The 14,489-nt window shown below is 70.6% G+C and carries 13 protein-coding genes; all 13 read right to left on the bottom strand.

Annotated features, from left to right (window positions below; genetic code table 11):
- Positions 1 to 20: 20 nt before the first annotated feature.
- The 13 genes from D9C15_RS09610 to D9C15_RS09550 are packed head-to-tail and all read right to left on the bottom strand — an operon-like array spanning position 21 to position 14,278.
- A complete protein-coding gene (locus D9C15_RS09610; protein WP_127997235.1) occupies positions 21 to 317 on the bottom strand; it encodes a hypothetical protein in 297 nt (98 codons plus the stop codon).
- Positions 314 to 1,039 carry a tetratricopeptide repeat protein gene (locus tag D9C15_RS09605; RefSeq protein WP_127997234.1) on the bottom strand — a complete coding sequence of 242 codons (726 nt, stop codon included), beginning with the start codon at positions 1,037 to 1,039 and terminating at the stop codon, positions 314 to 316. Before D9C15_RS09605 ends, D9C15_RS09610 begins: the two co-directional genes overlap by 4 nt.
- Positions 1,026 to 3,854, bottom strand: coding sequence for a tetratricopeptide repeat protein (locus D9C15_RS09600; protein ID WP_240668354.1), 2,829 nt, complete (start codon positions 3,852 to 3,854; stop codon positions 1,026 to 1,028). Before D9C15_RS09600 ends, D9C15_RS09605 begins: the two co-directional genes overlap by 14 nt.
- Entirely contained in the window at positions 3,838 to 5,742 is a 1,905-nt protein-coding gene (locus tag D9C15_RS09595; RefSeq protein WP_127997233.1) for a tetratricopeptide repeat protein, read from the bottom strand. The genes D9C15_RS09600 and D9C15_RS09595 overlap by 17 nt, the downstream gene beginning before the upstream one ends.
- Positions 5,742 to 6,329, bottom strand: coding sequence for an AraC family transcriptional regulator (locus tag D9C15_RS09590; RefSeq protein ID WP_240668353.1), 588 nt, complete (start codon positions 6,327 to 6,329; stop codon positions 5,742 to 5,744). The genes D9C15_RS09595 and D9C15_RS09590 overlap by 1 nt, the downstream gene beginning before the upstream one ends.
- An 8-nt stretch (positions 6,330 to 6,337) precedes the next feature.
- A complete protein-coding gene (locus D9C15_RS09585) occupies positions 6,338 to 7,435 on the bottom strand; it encodes a DUF3570 domain-containing protein (protein ID WP_127997232.1) in 1,098 nt (365 codons plus the stop codon).
- Positions 7,422 to 7,652, bottom strand: a complete 231-nt coding sequence (locus D9C15_RS09580; protein ID WP_240668352.1) for a DUF4266 domain-containing protein — start codon at positions 7,650 to 7,652, stop codon at positions 7,422 to 7,424. The genes D9C15_RS09585 and D9C15_RS09580 overlap by 14 nt, the downstream gene beginning before the upstream one ends.
- A 2-nt stretch (positions 7,653 to 7,654) precedes the next feature.
- Positions 7,655 to 8,167 carry a peroxiredoxin family protein gene (locus D9C15_RS09575; RefSeq protein WP_127997230.1) on the bottom strand — a complete coding sequence of 171 codons (513 nt, stop codon included), beginning with the start codon at positions 8,165 to 8,167 and terminating at the stop codon, positions 7,655 to 7,657.
- 20 nt (positions 8,168 to 8,187) lie between these two features.
- On the bottom strand, positions 8,188 to 8,853 hold the full coding sequence (locus D9C15_RS09570) for an outer membrane beta-barrel domain-containing protein (protein WP_127997229.1): 666 nt from the start codon (positions 8,851 to 8,853) through the stop codon (positions 8,188 to 8,190).
- A gap of 4 nt (positions 8,854 to 8,857) precedes the next feature.
- Entirely contained in the window at positions 8,858 to 9,634 is a 777-nt protein-coding gene (locus tag D9C15_RS09565; protein ID WP_127997228.1) for an outer membrane beta-barrel protein, read from the bottom strand.
- Positions 9,631 to 10,257 (bottom strand): hypothetical protein, encoded by a 627-nt coding sequence (locus tag D9C15_RS09560; RefSeq protein ID WP_127997227.1) that lies wholly within the window; start codon positions 10,255 to 10,257, stop codon positions 9,631 to 9,633. Before D9C15_RS09560 ends, D9C15_RS09565 begins: the two co-directional genes overlap by 4 nt.
- Entirely contained in the window at positions 10,254 to 13,247 is a 2,994-nt protein-coding gene (locus D9C15_RS09555; RefSeq protein ID WP_127997226.1) for an HzsA-related protein, read from the bottom strand. Before D9C15_RS09555 ends, D9C15_RS09560 begins: the two co-directional genes overlap by 4 nt.
- A gap of 26 nt (positions 13,248 to 13,273) precedes the next feature.
- Complete coding sequence (locus D9C15_RS09550; RefSeq protein WP_127997225.1) at positions 13,274 to 14,278, bottom strand: FAD:protein FMN transferase; 1,005 nt, start codon at positions 14,276 to 14,278, stop codon at positions 13,274 to 13,276.
- Between the last annotated feature and the right edge of the window lie 211 nt (positions 14,279 to 14,489).

Below are 14,489 nucleotides of genomic sequence, written 5' to 3'. Positions count from 1 at the left end.
ATGGGTTCTGCTAGCGGCGTTCAGCGGGCGGCCGGTGGGGCCGCCGCCGCGCTCTTGGACTGGATCTGGGCGTCGTACTGCACCTGGCGGCGGAAGACGTCGCGGTCGACCGGCGCGAGCGCCTCGTCGAGCACGCTGGCCACCGGGCGGCCGGCCAGGTCGCCGGGCAGCGGCTTCTTCCACGGCACGATGTACAGCACCTTGGGCAGCTCGCGGTTGCCGATGATCTGGGTGCGGTCGATGTCGGCCTTGTCCTGCGCGAAGGCGAGCGGCGCGGCGAGCGCCAGCGCGAGGCCGGTGAGTGCAATGCGCGTCATGAGGGCTCCTTCTTCGTGGCCAGCTTGTCCTTGCGGTTCTTCACCTCGATGGCCCACTTGGCCACCGCCTGGTCGCGCCCGCCGGTCAGCGCCTGGTAGCGCTCGTACAGCTCCAGCGCACGCGCCGGCTCGTTGAGGTAGAGGTCGTTCAGGATGCCGAGGTTGAGCACGGCGGCGGCGTAGTCCGGCTCGAGCTCGAGCGCGCGCTCGTAGGCGGCCTTCGCCTTCTGGAACTGGCCGGCCGCGCGGTAGCTCAGGCCGAGCTGGTGGTGGAACTGCGCCTGCTGCGGGCTGGCCGCCACGGCCTTCTCGAGCGCGGCCACCGACTCGGTGGTCTTGCCGGCCTGGCGGTACAGCAGGCCCAGGTTGGCGTGCGGGCCGCCGAGTTCCGGGTGCACCTGGGCCAGCGCCTTGAAGCCCTTCTCGGCCTCGTCGGCGCGGCCGGCGCGCAGCGCACGCACGGCGTTGTCGTAGGCGCGTTGCACGGCCGGGTCGAGCGGGGGCAGCACCACCGCCGGTTCGGCCGGCTTCGCCGGCGCCGAGGCGGCAGCCGCGGCCGCGGCGGGCGCCGCCGGTGCCGAGGCGGCGGGGGCCGGCGTCAGCGCCTGGGCCACCGGGGTGACCACCGTGTCCTTGACCGCCTGCACGGTGTTCGACAGCGTCGAGCAGCCGCCCGCGAGGAGCAGCGCGGCGGTCGCGAGCAGTCGTTCAGCGGATCGCATCGACGACCCCCTCGCTGCGCTCGGCCTTGCCGTAACGCGCCGGCCGCAGCTTGGCCAGCGCGGCGAAGCTGCCCTTGACCCACTCGTCGTACACGCCCGCCGTGGTGCGGCGCGCGTTGACCTCGTGCAGCTCGATCGCCTTCTCCTCGAACGGGAAGGCCTGCTCCTCGAGCATCACGTTGTACTGCTCGAGTTCCGCCTTGGAGAGCTTCTTCGGGCGCTGCGAGTTCATCAGCGCCTGGCCGAAGTCCTGGTACAGGTTGGCGGTGCGGAAGGTGGCTGCGGTGGTGACCTCGGCCACGCCGTAGTCGGCCGCCACGCCGTAGGCCTTCAGCACCTCTTCCATCTTGGCCTTCTTCAGCTTCAGCTGCCTCGCGAGCGGTTCGACCAGCGGCACCTTGCGGTAGGCCTCGAGCGTCGGCTCGGTGAGCGCCAGCGCGGCCAGGCCGCCGTGCATCTTCGTGCGCGGCGTGCGCGCGGCGCCGCCGCTGCGGTCGGCTTCGTAGATCTCCCTGGTCAGCGCCAGTTCGCGCGCCTTGTTGCCCTCGGCCTTGGCGAGCGCGAGCAGCTTGGCGCGCGCCTCCACCGCCGGCTCGAGCGGCTGCGGGTACTGCTTGACGTAGCGCTCCCAGCTCTTCGCGGCGAGCGGCCTGGCATTGCCCTTCTCGTACAGCTCGGCGGATTGCCACAGCGCGTTGCGCGCCACCTGCGGATCCTTGCTCGTGCTGGCCAGGCGCTCGAACTCGCCGGCCGCCTTGTCCCATTGCTGCTTCTCGAGGTAGGCCACCGCCAGCTTGCCGCCCACCTCGCCGGCCAGCGGGTGGTTCGGGTAGCGCTGGCGGAAGTCCTCGAGCGTGCGTGCCGCGCCGTCCCAGTCCTTCAGCGCGATCTGCGCGGCCGCCGCGTCGTACTGCGCGTTGGCACGGATGCTCGAGCCCGGGGCCACCACCGCCACGCGCGAGAAGGCCTCGACCGCGGCCTTGCCGTCGCCGGCCGCACGCGCCTGCTCGCCCTGCTTGTAGACCGAGGCGGCGAGCCGCTCGGTCAGCTCGTTGCGGGCCGGATCCTTCTCGGGCACCAGCGCCAGCACCTCGCCGTAGCCCTTCTCGGCACGCAGGAAGTCGCCCTTGTCGAAGGCGGTGTGCGCGATCACGGTCCAGGCGACGCGGCGCTGCTCGGGCTTGGCCGCCGGCTGCAGATCGAGCACCTGCTGCGCGACCTGGCTGGCGCGCTCGCCGTCCTTCAGCGCGAACAGCTTCTCGGCGGTGTTGGTCAGCACGGCGCCGGTGCGCGGGTCGCTCGGGAAGGCCTGGGCAAAGCGCAAGGAGCTCTCCACCGCCTGCTTCTGCAGCGCCGGCAGTTCGGCCGGCGCGGCGGCCTTCTCCTGGCCGGCATAGGCGAGCAGCGCGGAGTAGCCGGCATCGGCCGCCTTGGCGTGGTTCGGGTAGCCGTAGGCCACCTTCTCGTACTCCACTGCCGCCTCGGCAAGGCGCTTGTCTTCGTACAGCAGCTCGGCGAGCAGGAAGTTGTTCTGCGCCGTTTCCGGATCGTCCGGGAACGAGGCGATGTAGGCGCGGTACCAGCGCACCGCCTCCTGGTAGTCGCTGCTCGCCTTGCTCTTCTGCGCGCTCGCGTGGTAGTGCCGCGCGAGCTCGGTCAGGTGCGTCTTGACCAGCGGCTGGGCCTTCTCCCAGCCGGCCGGGTTGGCGCGCCGGAACTCGGAGTCGATGCCGTAGCGCGAGACGTAGTCCTTCTTCGCATCCAGCGCCAGGGTGGCGAAGCCGTTGCGCTGGTAGATCTCGATCACGCGCGCCTGCAGCTGCGGCGCCTGCGCATGCAGCGGCTGGCGGCGCGCGAAGGCGCTCCACGTGTCGGCCGCATCCTTCACACGCTCCTGCTTCAGGTAGAGCTCGCCGAGCTGCTCGTACACGAGGTACTCGTAGCTGCGCCGCTCCTCGCTCGTGATGTAGGGCGGGATGCTCTCGGCCCCCTGCAGGTTGTTCAGCGCCAGGCTGGTGACACGGAAGGTGTCCTCCACCAGTTCGCGGTCGGCGCGCGACAGGCCTTCGAGCGCGTCGAGCCCGCCCTCGCCGGCGCGGCCGGCGACCTTGAGGTCGAGCACGCCGAAGAACGAGCGCAGCGATTCCTCCAGGCGCGATTGCTTGAACTGCGACCAGCCCTGCATGTAGAGCGCGCGCTCGCGGAACGGGTTGGCGTCGCCGCCGGCCAGCACGGTGGCATAGGCCTGCTCGGCCTTGGCGTACTCGCGCGTGCTGAACAGCAGCTCGCCGCGGCGGAACTCGGCCTCGTCGCGGAAGGCGGTGTTCGGGTGCGCGGCCACCAGCCGGTCGAGCGTCTTCAGCGACACCTCGAGCTCGCCGTTCTGCTCCTGGGCGCGCGCGAGCTGGTAGAGCACGCGGTCGTTGCCCGGGTCGTTCGGGTAGGTCTTCAGGTACTCCTGGTAGCGCGCGATCGCGGCGCGGTAGTCGGCCGCGCCGCTCGGGCCGGCCTGGCCGGCGGCGAGGCGGTCGTCGGCGATGTCCATCTCCAGGTCGCCGATGCGGCGCATCGCCTCGGCACGCTGCGGCGCCTTGGGCGCCACCTCGAGGAACTTGCGGTAGGCCGCGATCGACTTCTCCGGCGTCACCTCGATGCCGCCGTCGGCCTGGACCGGCAGTTCGCGGCCGGCCAGGGTCTTGAGCGTGGGCTCGTTGTCGGGCTTCGCCAGCTTCTTGCTGCCGCAGCCGGCCAGCAGGCCGAGCGTCATCGCGGCCAGCGCGAGCGGCAGCAGCCGGGGCTTACTGGGACGGCGCACGGTCGTCCTTTCGCTGCGCGGTCGCGCGGTCGTAGAGCTGCGCCACGGCAAAACGTGCCTGCGTGGCGTACACCGCCAGGCGCTCCTTCTGGCGCTCGAGTTCGGCCACCGCCAGTTCCTGCACCTGGCCCTGCTGCTCGTTCGACAGCGCGGCCACGCGCGGCACCAGGCCCTGGATGCGGCCGCCGAGCGTCTTGATGCGCTCGGCGAAGCGCTCGAAGCGCGCCGGCTCGTCGCGCTGCGCCTGCTCCAGCGCCGCGTCGAGCCGCTGCGCATCGGCCAGGCCGGCATCGATCGTCTGCAAGCCTTTCTTCGCCTCCCACAGCCGCGCCGGGTACTCCTGCGCCAGCTGCCAGATCAGCGCGCCGCCGGCCAGGCGGGCGCGCTCGCGCGCGGCCGGCTCGGCATCGGCGCCGAGCGCCTGCAGGTTGGCGCGCACCTCCTCGATGCGCGCCATCAGCGCCTGCTGTCGCTCGTCGGCGAAGGCCACGCCGTCGGCCGCCGACTCGGCGGCCTGCACCTCGGCGGTAACGGCATCGCTGCGCGCGGCCAGCGCGGCGATGTCGGCCTTGCTGGTGCGCTCGCGCACCTTGGGCAGCCGCTCCGCGTAGGCCTGCCGGCGGTTCGCCAGCATGTCTTCGAAGGCGACCAGGTTCTCCTGCCAGCCCTTCAGGTTGTCGGCCAGGAAGCGCAGGTCGCGGAAGTTCTTGAAGGCCTCCTGGAACTCGTGCTGCGCGAGCACCTGCGCCAGGTGACTGGCATGCGGCATCTCCGGCAGCGCGTCGATGGCCCAGAACCAGCCCATCTGCTCACCCGGGTTGCGCTCGAGCAGGCCGTTGACCAGCGTGCCGGAGCGGATCGCGGCGATCGACTCGTCCAGGTTCTTCGCCTCCTGGTCGAAGGTGGCGATGGCCTGCTCGTAGCGCTCCAGCGCCTGGCCGAAGGCGCCCAGTTCCGCGTACGCGTAGGGCACGGCGATGTGGGCCTCGAGCACCGCGGAATCGCTGATGTCGCGCTGCACCAGCTCCGTCCAGGGCACCAGCGCCTTGCGCGGCTCCTTCAGCTCGGCGGCGGCCCAGCCGAAGCCGAGCAGCGCCTTGTTCGAATGCAGGCTCGCCAGGCGCACGCGCTCGAGCGCCAGGCGCGCCGCCTCGGGCCGGCTCGACTGCAGCGCGCTGTAGCCGAGCGCGACGTTGGCCTTGTCGCGCAGGCTGCGCAGCTCCTCGCCGGGCAATTCCTTGGCCTGACCCACCTCGTCGAGCAGCTTCTCGCCGCGCTCGCCCTCGCCGCCGCGCACCAGCGCCACGCCCAGGTTGAAGCGCGCGTACAGGCTGGCGTTGCTCTTGGCCGGCAGCGTGCCGAGGATCTCCGCGGCGCCGGCGTAGTCGCCCTTGGCCATCAGCAGGTTGGCGTGCAGCAGCACGCGCTCCTCCTCGAGCGCGGGCGGCAGGTTCTTGCCGATCTTCGTCACGGCCTGCTCGGCCGAATCGACCAGCCCGCGCTGGTAGCGGATCTTGGCCAGGTAGTACCAGGCGCGATCCTGCGTCGCGGGCGAGGCGCCGCGCTCGATCAGCTGGGCGAAGATCTCGCCGGCCTCGCGGTGCAGGCCGTAGGACAGCAGCATGCCGCCGCGCAGGATCTCGGCCTCGTCGTCGTGCGGCGCGATGCGGCCGAACTCCTGCGAGGCCATCAGCGTGGTGATGGCGGTGAAGTACTTGTCCTGGAAGAAGTGGAACAGCGTGTCGCCGTAGTGCGGGGCCTGCACCGGGCCGGGCTTCTTCGGGGCCTCGGCCGCCTGCGCGGCCGCGCAGGCGCAGGCCAGCGCGAGCGCGCCCGCGGCGCGCCGCCAGCTCGAGCGACGGGAACGACGACTTACGAGACGACCCACTACCAGACCTTGACGTCGAACTCCGGCTGCAGCTTGCCGGTGGAATCCTTGATGCGCAGTTCGATGTACTTCGGCTCGGTGCCCTTGTCGAACCGAACCGTCGCGCCGCGCTTGTAGTCGCGCTCGTGCGGACCCTGGCCGGTGAAGAAGGCCACGATCTCGTGCGTGCCGGTGCGCAGGTTGCCCACGTGCACGCGCTGCACGCCGCCGCGGTGCAGCGCCTGCACCTCCAGCGGGGTGTAGAGGTAGTTGGTGATCAGCTTGTCGTCCAGCTTGATCTGCACCGACTCGAGCTGGAACAGCTTGCCCACGTCCATCGAGACGAACAGCGCCACCTGGGTGTTGGCCGGGAACAGCAGTTCCTCCTCGAGCACCAGCAGGTCGCGATTCAGGCGGATCACGTCGCCCTTGACGTCCTGGATGCGGCCGTCGAGGGTGGCGGCGGAGGCGGCCGCGGCAGGGGCCGCAGCCGCGGCAGACGCGGCCGGCGCAGTCGCGGCCGGCGCGGCGGTCTGCGCCGCGACGGGGACGAGCGCGGCGGCCAGCGCCAGCGCCGCCGTCGCACGGGTAAGCCATGTGCGGAACATCGTGAACCTCAGTAGGTGGCGGTCACGTAGACCTGGAACAGCGAGCCGATGAAGGAGTACTTGCTGCCGTCCCGGACGTCGGTGAAGTCCTTGTAGTTGAAGCGGTAGGCCTCCAGCGCGCCGTTCACCTTGATGTCGTACTCGCCCTTGTAGCGGCCGGCCGAGTAGGTGAGCTTGGCCCCCAGGCCGATGCTGTCGAAGGTGCCGAGCTGGCGGTTGCGCGACACGTAGGTGGTCTCGCTCTGCGCGTTGTCGCTGTAGAAGTTGGCCTTGCTCTGCTTGTAGTAGCGCCCGAAGCCCTCGGCCAGCCACTTGTCGCCGAAATAGCGTGCGTAGCCGGCTTCCAGCGTGTGCGCCTTGATGGCCCAGTTGTCCCAGAAGTAGCGGTATTCGCCGCGCAGCGACTGCCGCTCGCCGATCTCCTTGAGCGAGCGCAGCTTGATCGCCCGGCTCGAGCGCGTGCGCGGGTGGCGCTCCGGCACCGTGGCGCCGAACACGCGTGCCGCGCGGTACGGATTGCCGAGGTAGCCGTCGTCGGAGACCACCTCGAGGTTGGCGCTGGCCAGCCAGGTCGGGCTGAGGATCTGCGTCAGGCCGAAGCGGTACTGCCAGTGGCGCGCGGTGTCGAAGAAGCCCACGCCCTTCTGCCCCACGTCGTCGGAGCCGCGCGTGAAGCCGAGCGCGACCGTCGTCATGTTGCCGAACACCTCCTGCGTCACGTCCAGGCTCACCGAGCGCGCCTTGTAGTCGGGCTCCTTGCTCTGGTAGGTGGACAGCGAGATGGTCGAGTCGCGCACCACGTAGTCCACGCCGAGGTCGAAGGCCTGGCGCGTCTCGCTGAACTTGCTGGCCGTGGTGACCACGTCGATCGAGGCGTTGCTGACCGCGTCGACGTAGTAGCCGGCCGACAGCGAGACGCGGTCGGCCATGCTCTTGCGCACCAGCAGCGCCGGGCCATGCGCGGTCACGCCGCCGCCGGTGTAGACGTGGTAGAGCGCCTCGCCGCGGTCTTCCGGCAGGTCGACGGCCTTGGCGCCGTGCGTCGCCAGCAGGCTGCCCAGCAGGCCCAGCAGGCGCTGCCACCAGGGGCGGCTAGTTGCAGCCACAGCCGCCTCCCTGCGTGCCGGTGGCGCCGCGCGAACCCTCGCGCACCACGAACACGTGCTCGCGGTGCTTGTCGGGCAGCGCAGCGCGCGAGAACTTCATGACGGGGTCGGCCAGCCGCTCGCGCTCGTAGGGCTTGACCCAGGGCTGCGGCGCGGCACAGCCGGCCAGCAGCGCCGCGGCAGCGGACAGGGCAACGGTGGCAACGGGTCGAAGCACGGTCATTCCTTCAGCAGGTCGCGGATCTGCTGGTCGTAGGTGCGCTCGTAGCCGTCGCGGTAGCCGCGGTGCACGTAGCGCACCTTGCCGTCGCGGTCGATCAGCACGGTCGAGGGCATGGTGCTCAGGTCGTACTGGCGGCTGACCTTCTTGTCGGCATCCAGCAGCACCGGGAAGTGCAGTCCCATGCGCTGGGCCAGGCCGATCGCGGCGCGCTGATCCTCGTCGACGTTGACGCCCAGCAGCGTGAAGCCGGCCGACTTGTACTTGTCGTACAGCGCGTTCAGGTGCGGCATCTCCACCTTGCACGGCCCGCACCAGGTGGCCCAGAAGTTGACCATCACGACCTGGCCGCGCATCTCCTGCAGGCGCAGGTGGCGGCCGTCGGCGGTGCGCAGCGTGAAGTCCGGCGCCTGGCTGCTCGGCAGGGCCGCGGTGGCGGCGAGGTTGGCGCCGCAGGCCAGCGCGAGGAAGGCAAGGAGGCGGCGAACGCGTGACAGGCCCGTCGTCGTCATGTGGTGGATCCCTGGATGGTTCAGAAGAAGAAGGAGACGCCCGTGGTCAGCTCGAGGTGGTTGCGGCGGGCGTCGTCGCCGAGGATGTCGAGGTTGAGGATGTGGTCGCGCAGGTCGACCTGCACACCGAAGCGGTCGTGGAACATGACCCGCATGCCCAGGCCGACGTTGATGGTCTGGCGCTTCAGGTCGCCGCGCCCGGTGTTGAACTTGGTGCTGCCGACGCCGGCCATCAGGTAGACCTGCGAGGCGAAGGCACGGTTGCGGCCGACGAACACCTCGCCCGGCAGCACGTTCCAGCCGGCCGACAGGTTGTAGTAGGTCAGCGGCTCGTTGCGGCTGGGCAGCGGGCCGCTGTCCGGGAAGATGTTGCGGAAGGCCTCGTCGCTGATCTTGGTGCGCCCGTAGGTGCCCTGCACGAAGAAGTCCTCGGTGATGTGGTAGCCCAGGCGCAGCCCGCCCACCGCGCTGGAGCCGAAGTTCTCGGTCGCGTACAGGCCCCCGTAGAGGCCGACCTCGAAGTCCTTGGACGGGAACTTGGGCAGGCGCAGTTCCCGCCGCTCGACCTCCGGCTGGATCACCTGCTCGTTGGCCGGCTGCTGCGGCGCCGTCTGGGCCAGGACGGCCGGACCCGCCAGCGCGAGCAGCGCGGCGGCCAGGACAGTGCGTGATTGTTGTTGTCGCATGGCGTCAGAAGAAGAAGGACAGTCCGGCCGCGATGGCGCGGTATTCCGTCGAGCGCGTGTCGGAGACGAACGCGGTATAGATCGAGTAGTCTGCCCTCAGCATGAAGCGCTCGGTGAGGTAATAGCGCACGCCGAGGGACGCATTGGCGAGCTTTGCATCGGTCGGCGTCGCGTCCACCAGGCTGGCGTTCGGGATGTTCTTGAACTTGCCGAAGCCGATCGCGAAGAACGGCGAGATGCGCTGGTCCGACCAGGGCTCGGCCTGCAGGTTCAGGTGCCAGAAGTCCGAGCCGGAGAACTTGCCCTGCACCTGGCCGACGGTCAGCTCCGCGCCCAGCGTGTCGGCGAAGCGGTAGCCCAGCCAGACCTTGAGCATCGGCTCGGACTCGAACCTGCCCCAGCCCGCGCCGAGCTCGACCTTGCGGCGCAGGTAGTCGTCCAGCAGCACGTCGCGGAAGCTCTTGGCCACGCCGGCCTCGGTCATCGTGCTCTCGAGCTGGCGGCGCTGCACCCAGCCCTCGCGGCCGTTCTCGGTGCGCACCTTGAACCAGTCGGTGAAGCGCAGCTGGATCACGATCCATTCGTCGCGTGCGGCGACATGGTGGATCGGGTAGCCGCGCCCGGGACCGGTGCGCATCTCGATGTAGGGCTCGGTGATGCGCACGCGCTCGATGCGCGGGGCCTCGTCCTCGGCCCGGACGGGCGCGGCGGCCAGCAGGCCGACGGCCAGTGCGCCTGCGGCGAGCAGCCCGGACACCCGGCTCGGTCTCGGGCCGCTCATTGGGTCAGGCAGTTGCCGTTGGCGACGTCGCCCCCCTCGAAGAGGTTGGCTGCGGCGGCACCGAATTCGTCCTGCCCGACCGGCATCGCGTGGCTGATCCAGTACTCGAAGACCTTGGCGTTCGGGTCGTCGGCGCTCTCGAAGATCAGCCCGCCGCCATGCAGCGTGCCGCGCACCATCGGCTTGTTGAGCATGCGGCTCTCGGTGGGGACGCCGATCACGGTGGAGGCCTGCGAGGAGTAGAAGCTGACGTAGATCGGCGCGGCGCGGATCTCGTCGGCGCGGGACGTCAGGTCGGCGGTCAGGTTGGCGATGTCCGGCGCACTGCCGATCAGGCGCAGCGCACCGCCGGTGCCGGTGGTGTTGTCGTGGCAGCCGTTGTTGGCGCAGGTGGCGATCGACTCCTGGCCGTTCTGGCGGATCGTCAGCTGCGCCAGCAGGATCGGGTTGATGCAGCGCTGGAAGTAGGCGAACGAGAGCTTCTGCCCCGACTGGCCCGGCGGGTTCTGGATGTCGGGCGGGTTGGACAGCGGGCTGCCGCCGCCGCAGGCCGCGAGCAAAAGCGCGGCGGCCGAGGCCGCCGCGGCTTGCCGCGCATGGGAAAGACGCGGGGGAAGGGTCATGGGCATCCGCCGGAGATCCAGGTCCGGATGGTGTTGTACTTCGTGCCGTTGGCCGGCAGCGGCACCGGCGCGCTGGCCGCCCCGGCCGGGTGCGGCGCCGTCGACGGCCGCGCCAGCAGCGCGTTGCTCTCCGGGGCACAGGTGTTGGAGATCATCGACAGGGTGACGTTGAAGTCGCCCTCCTCGCTGCCGGTCAGCACGAAGCGGTTGTTGCGGAACTGCGTCGCCGTCTGCGCCGCGCCCGAACTGCCCACCGGCTGGTGGCAGCTCGCGCAGTCGGCCTGCAGGATCGGCAGCACGCTGGCGACGAAGGCCTCCTCGCTGAGCGTGGACAGCTGCACCGGGCTGCCGTCGGCGTTCAGGTCGTTGTAGTACTGCCCGCCCAGGTCGACCCATTCGGTGACGAGCCGCTTCTCGGCCTTGTTCAGCATGGTCGAGTGGTCCACCGTCGTCGGCGTCGGGTGCGCGGTGCGCGCCTCGGCGCTCGACTTCAGCGTCTGGCCGAACAGGATCTCGATCAGCCGGCTGGAACGGGCCAGGCCCTGCGCATTGCCGGCGTCGGTCTCCACCAGCGCCGCGCCGCGCACGATCTCCGGCACGCCCTCGCGGATCTGCGTCACCGGCAGGCCGGTGGCCTCGTCGATCACCGGGTCGCCGAGCACCAGTTCCTCGTAGGAGACCAGCCGGCCGGTCCCGGCGGTGGTGCCCTGCAGGCTCAGCGCCTGGGTGTCGGCGTGGCAGGTGGTGCAGGTCTGGCTGCCGTTGGTGCCGCGCACGCGGCTCCAGATCGGCTGGATGTGCGTCGGGTAGTTGATCAGCCCGCGCGTGGGCACCGTGGTGGCCAGGTCGTCCGCCGGGTTGGCGTTGCCGGTGTACTTGATCTCGATCGACGGACGCGCCGTCACGCCCGGATGGCTGGTGTCGGCCCACACGTCGGTGAAGATCATGTCGGGCTTGAGGTCCAGCAGGTCCGGCGTGGCCGGGTCGTTGGTGCGCAGGTTGGCCATGGTCTGGCCCGGCGTGTGCTGGGCCACCAGCGCGGGGTTCAGGCCGGCCGGCAGCGCATCGGCGGTGGCACCGGTGTTGATCGAGGCGCCGCGGCGCGGGCTGTGGCAGCCGTCGCAGGTGCGGCGCTCGCCCGGGCGGACCTGGATCCAGTTCAGGTGCGTCTGCAGGCCGCGGCCCTGCGCGTCGGTGATCACCAGCGCGAGCGGCGTGTCGGCCGGCACCTTCATGCGGAACGAACCGTCCGGCTCGATCGGCGCGTAGCCGAGGATCTGCTGCGGCTCGAAGTCGGTCTCGCCGATCGCCTCGCGCATGCCGCTCATGCCGGCCTGCGGCGCGACGGCACGGATGGCCCGCACGAAGCGCGCCGGCGAGCAATGCCAGGCGGCATCGGTCGGGGTCTTCATGCGCACCAGGTCGGCGATGCGGGCGCGGGTCTCGGTCGGGTCGGTCTCGCCCGAGGTCGAGCGGGTCGCGATGCCGGCGTCGCAGCCGGCGGGCAGGTCGGCCGGCGCGATCACCGCTTCGCCCATGCGCTGCAGGCCGTCGGTGTCGTAGATGCTGCGCACCTCGAGCAGGCCGAGGTCCTGCGCGGCGAGCGCGGGGTCGACGCTGGTGGGCTCGACCACGTTCGGCCGGTCACGCTTCTGCAGCGCGATCGGGTCGGTGTACATGAAGCCGGACGGCGGGCTGGCCACGTTCAGCCAGGTCTGCTTGGCCGGGTCGTACATGTAGATCGCGTAGGCGGCCGGCGCGTTGTCCTGCACCGGGTCGGCGGCGACTTCCTCGCGGGTGCGCTCGCCGTCCTCCAGGCGCGCCCGTTCCTCGTCGGTCAGGTTGGCGCAGGGGATCACCTGGCCATCACGCGTGACCTGGCAGGGCCGGTACGCGACCAGCACGCGGTCGGTGCCGTCCCACAGCGGGAACGGCGAGGTGATGCGGCCGAACTGCGACAGCCCGCGGTTCTGGCTCAGCGGCTCCGGAGTCACCTCGACCTGGCCGGCCGCCGCGGCGGGATTCTTGGTCGCCGGCGTGTTGTTCTCGGAGAAGTTCTTGGCGTCGATGAACATCAGCGAGCCGCCCTCCTGGGTGCGCGACAACGCCATCAGCGAGGACGACACCTGGCCGGCGTACTTGCCCTTCGGGTCCATGTCGCGCGGGTGCAGGAAGCTGTTGCCCGGGCTGTGCGCGCCGTACAGCACGAACATGTCGGTGCCGTCGGGCTTGACGCGGAAGATCGCGAAGCGGTTGCGCATGCCCACGTGTTCCCAGCGCGAGAACATGATGTCGCCGTTCGGGCGCACCACCGGGTTGCGGTCGTGGCTCTGGTTCGACGAGATCTGCGTGATGTTGCCGCCGTCGTCGTCCATCGTGTGCAGGTTGATCACCGCCTCGCGCTCGTACTCGTCCAGCGCGAGGATGGTGCGGCCGCCCTGCACGGTGCGGGTCTTGGTCTGGCGGTTCGACGAGAACACGTAGCCCCCGCCGGGCAGGTAGGCCGGGTCGACGTCGTCGAACTGGTTCGAGTTGGTGATGCGACGCAGCTTGCCGCCGGCGAAGCCGCCGGTGGTCATGTCGTATTCCCAGATGTTCCAGCGCCCCGTGCACGCGGCCGCGCCGTCGATCGTCGAGGTGTTGTCGCTCGGGCACTTGAGCGCGAAGACGACCTTCTTGCCGTCGTACGACACCTCGGGGTCGGACGCGTCGCCGCGCCCCTGGGTGATCGACGCGGTGATGTTGTGCTCGGTGGCCGACGGCGAGGACTTCTCGCGGATCATCAGGTCGCCGCCCGGCGCGCTGGGCGTGCCGTCGGTCGGGTTCATCGACAGCGCCGTCGAGCGCTTCACGTAGGCCAGCGGCACGTCGCCGTTGACGGTCACGCCGTCCGAGTCGCTGCCGCCCGAGCAGCCGGCGAGCACCGCCAGCGCCAGCACGACGAGCGCCGCGGGCAGCGGCGATCGGATCCTCAGGTTCAGGTTCTTCATCTTCGCCTCCTCTGTACCGTTACGGCTCACTGCCGCTGCGCCTGCGCGCCCAGCAGACCCGACGAGTAGTGCAGCGCTCCCGCCGCATCCACGATCACGGCATCGACGCCGGGCTGCGACTCGACCAGTCGCAATCCGTCCTCGACGCCGAGCACGAACACACTCTTGGACAGCCCTTCGCTGGTCAGCCCGTCGGCGGCCAGGATGGTGACGCTGCGCACGCGGTCCGGGCTGCGGCCGCTGCGCGGGTCGATCAGGTGGTGGTGGCGCACGCCGTCGCGCTCGAAGTAGCGCTCGTAGTCGCCCGAGGTGGAGATCGCCACGTCCTCGAGCGGCAGCACGGCCACGATGCCGGCGGCGTCGCGCGGGTCGCGGATCGCCACCGTCCAGGGCCGGCCGCGCCGGTCGCCCAGCACGTGGCTGTCGCCGCCGGCCGAGACCATCGCGTGGCGGATGCCGTGGCGGCGCAGGATCGCCACGCCGTTGTCCACCGCGTGGCCCTTGGCGAAGCCGCCCAGGTCGATGCGCATGCCGCGCCGCCCGAAGCGCAGGCTGCGCGTGCGCTCGTCCAGGTGCAGGTGCTGCCAGCCGATCAGCGCGCGCGCCTGCTCGCGCTGCGCCTCGCTCGGCGCCGCGCCGCTGCGGTAGTCGTACAGCGCGCCGACCGAGGCGTAGGTGATGTCGAAGGCGCCGCCGGACAGGCGCGAGAAGGCGATCGCATGCTGCAGCAGGGCCCACATCTCGTCGGACAGGCGCACCGGCGCGTCGGCCGCGTCGCGGTTGATGCGCGAGAGCTCCGACTGCGGCTTGTGCGGGCTCATCGCCCAGTCGATGCGGTGCATCTCCTGCATGACCGCGTCGATCGCGGCCTCGCCGGCGCGGCGCTCGTCGCACCACAGCTCGACGCGGATCGCGGTGCCCATGATGGCCTCGTCGCGCGCCAGCCAGCCGGCGGATTCGCGGACAGGCTCGACCACCGCCGCGGGGCGCGGCGGGCTGCGACGCAAGGCGCTGGACAGACCGAAGAGCATGGACGACCCTGTTTCCCTGAGCACGGAGCGGAACTTCATGGCCCCGGGGTGGATCGCAACCGCGTCAAGCCCGAAGCTCATTGGCGGCGCATCTTCAAGCTTTGATGCTCGGAAAATGCGTCAAAACTTGGCAAACGGCGAAATCGTTACACGCGGTCGCACAAGAAATCGTGACTGGCCGCGCCAGCCCGGCGGCAAGTGATTCAGATGT

The sequence above is a fragment of the Piscinibacter defluvii genome (assembly GCF_004011805.1).
GTDB lineage: Bacteria > Pseudomonadota > Gammaproteobacteria > Burkholderiales > Burkholderiaceae_C > Piscinibacter > Piscinibacter defluvii.
This window is presented reverse-complemented; position numbering and strand designations above follow the sequence as displayed.

Coding starts and splice junctions, on each gene's coding strand:
- D9C15_RS09610 (WP_127997235.1), bottom strand. CDS start 317: ATGACGCGCATTGCACTCACCGGCCTCGCGCTGGCGCTCGCCGCGCCG.
- D9C15_RS09605 (WP_127997234.1), bottom strand. CDS start 1,039: ATGCGATCCGCTGAACGACTGCTCGCGACCGCCGCGCTGCTCCTCGCG.
- D9C15_RS09590 (WP_240668353.1), bottom strand. CDS start 6,329: ATGTTCCGCACATGGCTTACCCGTGCGACGGCGGCGCTGGCGCTGGCC.
- D9C15_RS09575 (WP_127997230.1), bottom strand. CDS start 8,167: ATGACGACGACGGGCCTGTCACGCGTTCGCCGCCTCCTTGCCTTCCTC.
- D9C15_RS09570 (WP_127997229.1), bottom strand. CDS start 8,853: ATGCGACAACAACAATCACGCACTGTCCTGGCCGCCGCGCTGCTCGCG.
- D9C15_RS09565 (WP_127997228.1), bottom strand. CDS start 9,634: ATGAGCGGCCCGAGACCGAGCCGGGTGTCCGGGCTGCTCGCCGCAGGC.
- D9C15_RS09560 (WP_127997227.1), bottom strand. CDS start 10,257: ATGACCCTTCCCCCGCGTCTTTCCCATGCGCGGCAAGCCGCGGCGGCC.
- D9C15_RS09555 (WP_127997226.1), bottom strand. CDS start 13,247: ATGAAGAACCTGAACCTGAGGATCCGATCGCCGCTGCCCGCGGCGCTC.
- D9C15_RS09550 (WP_127997225.1), bottom strand. CDS start 14,278: ATGCTCTTCGGTCTGTCCAGCGCCTTGCGTCGCAGCCCGCCGCGCCCC.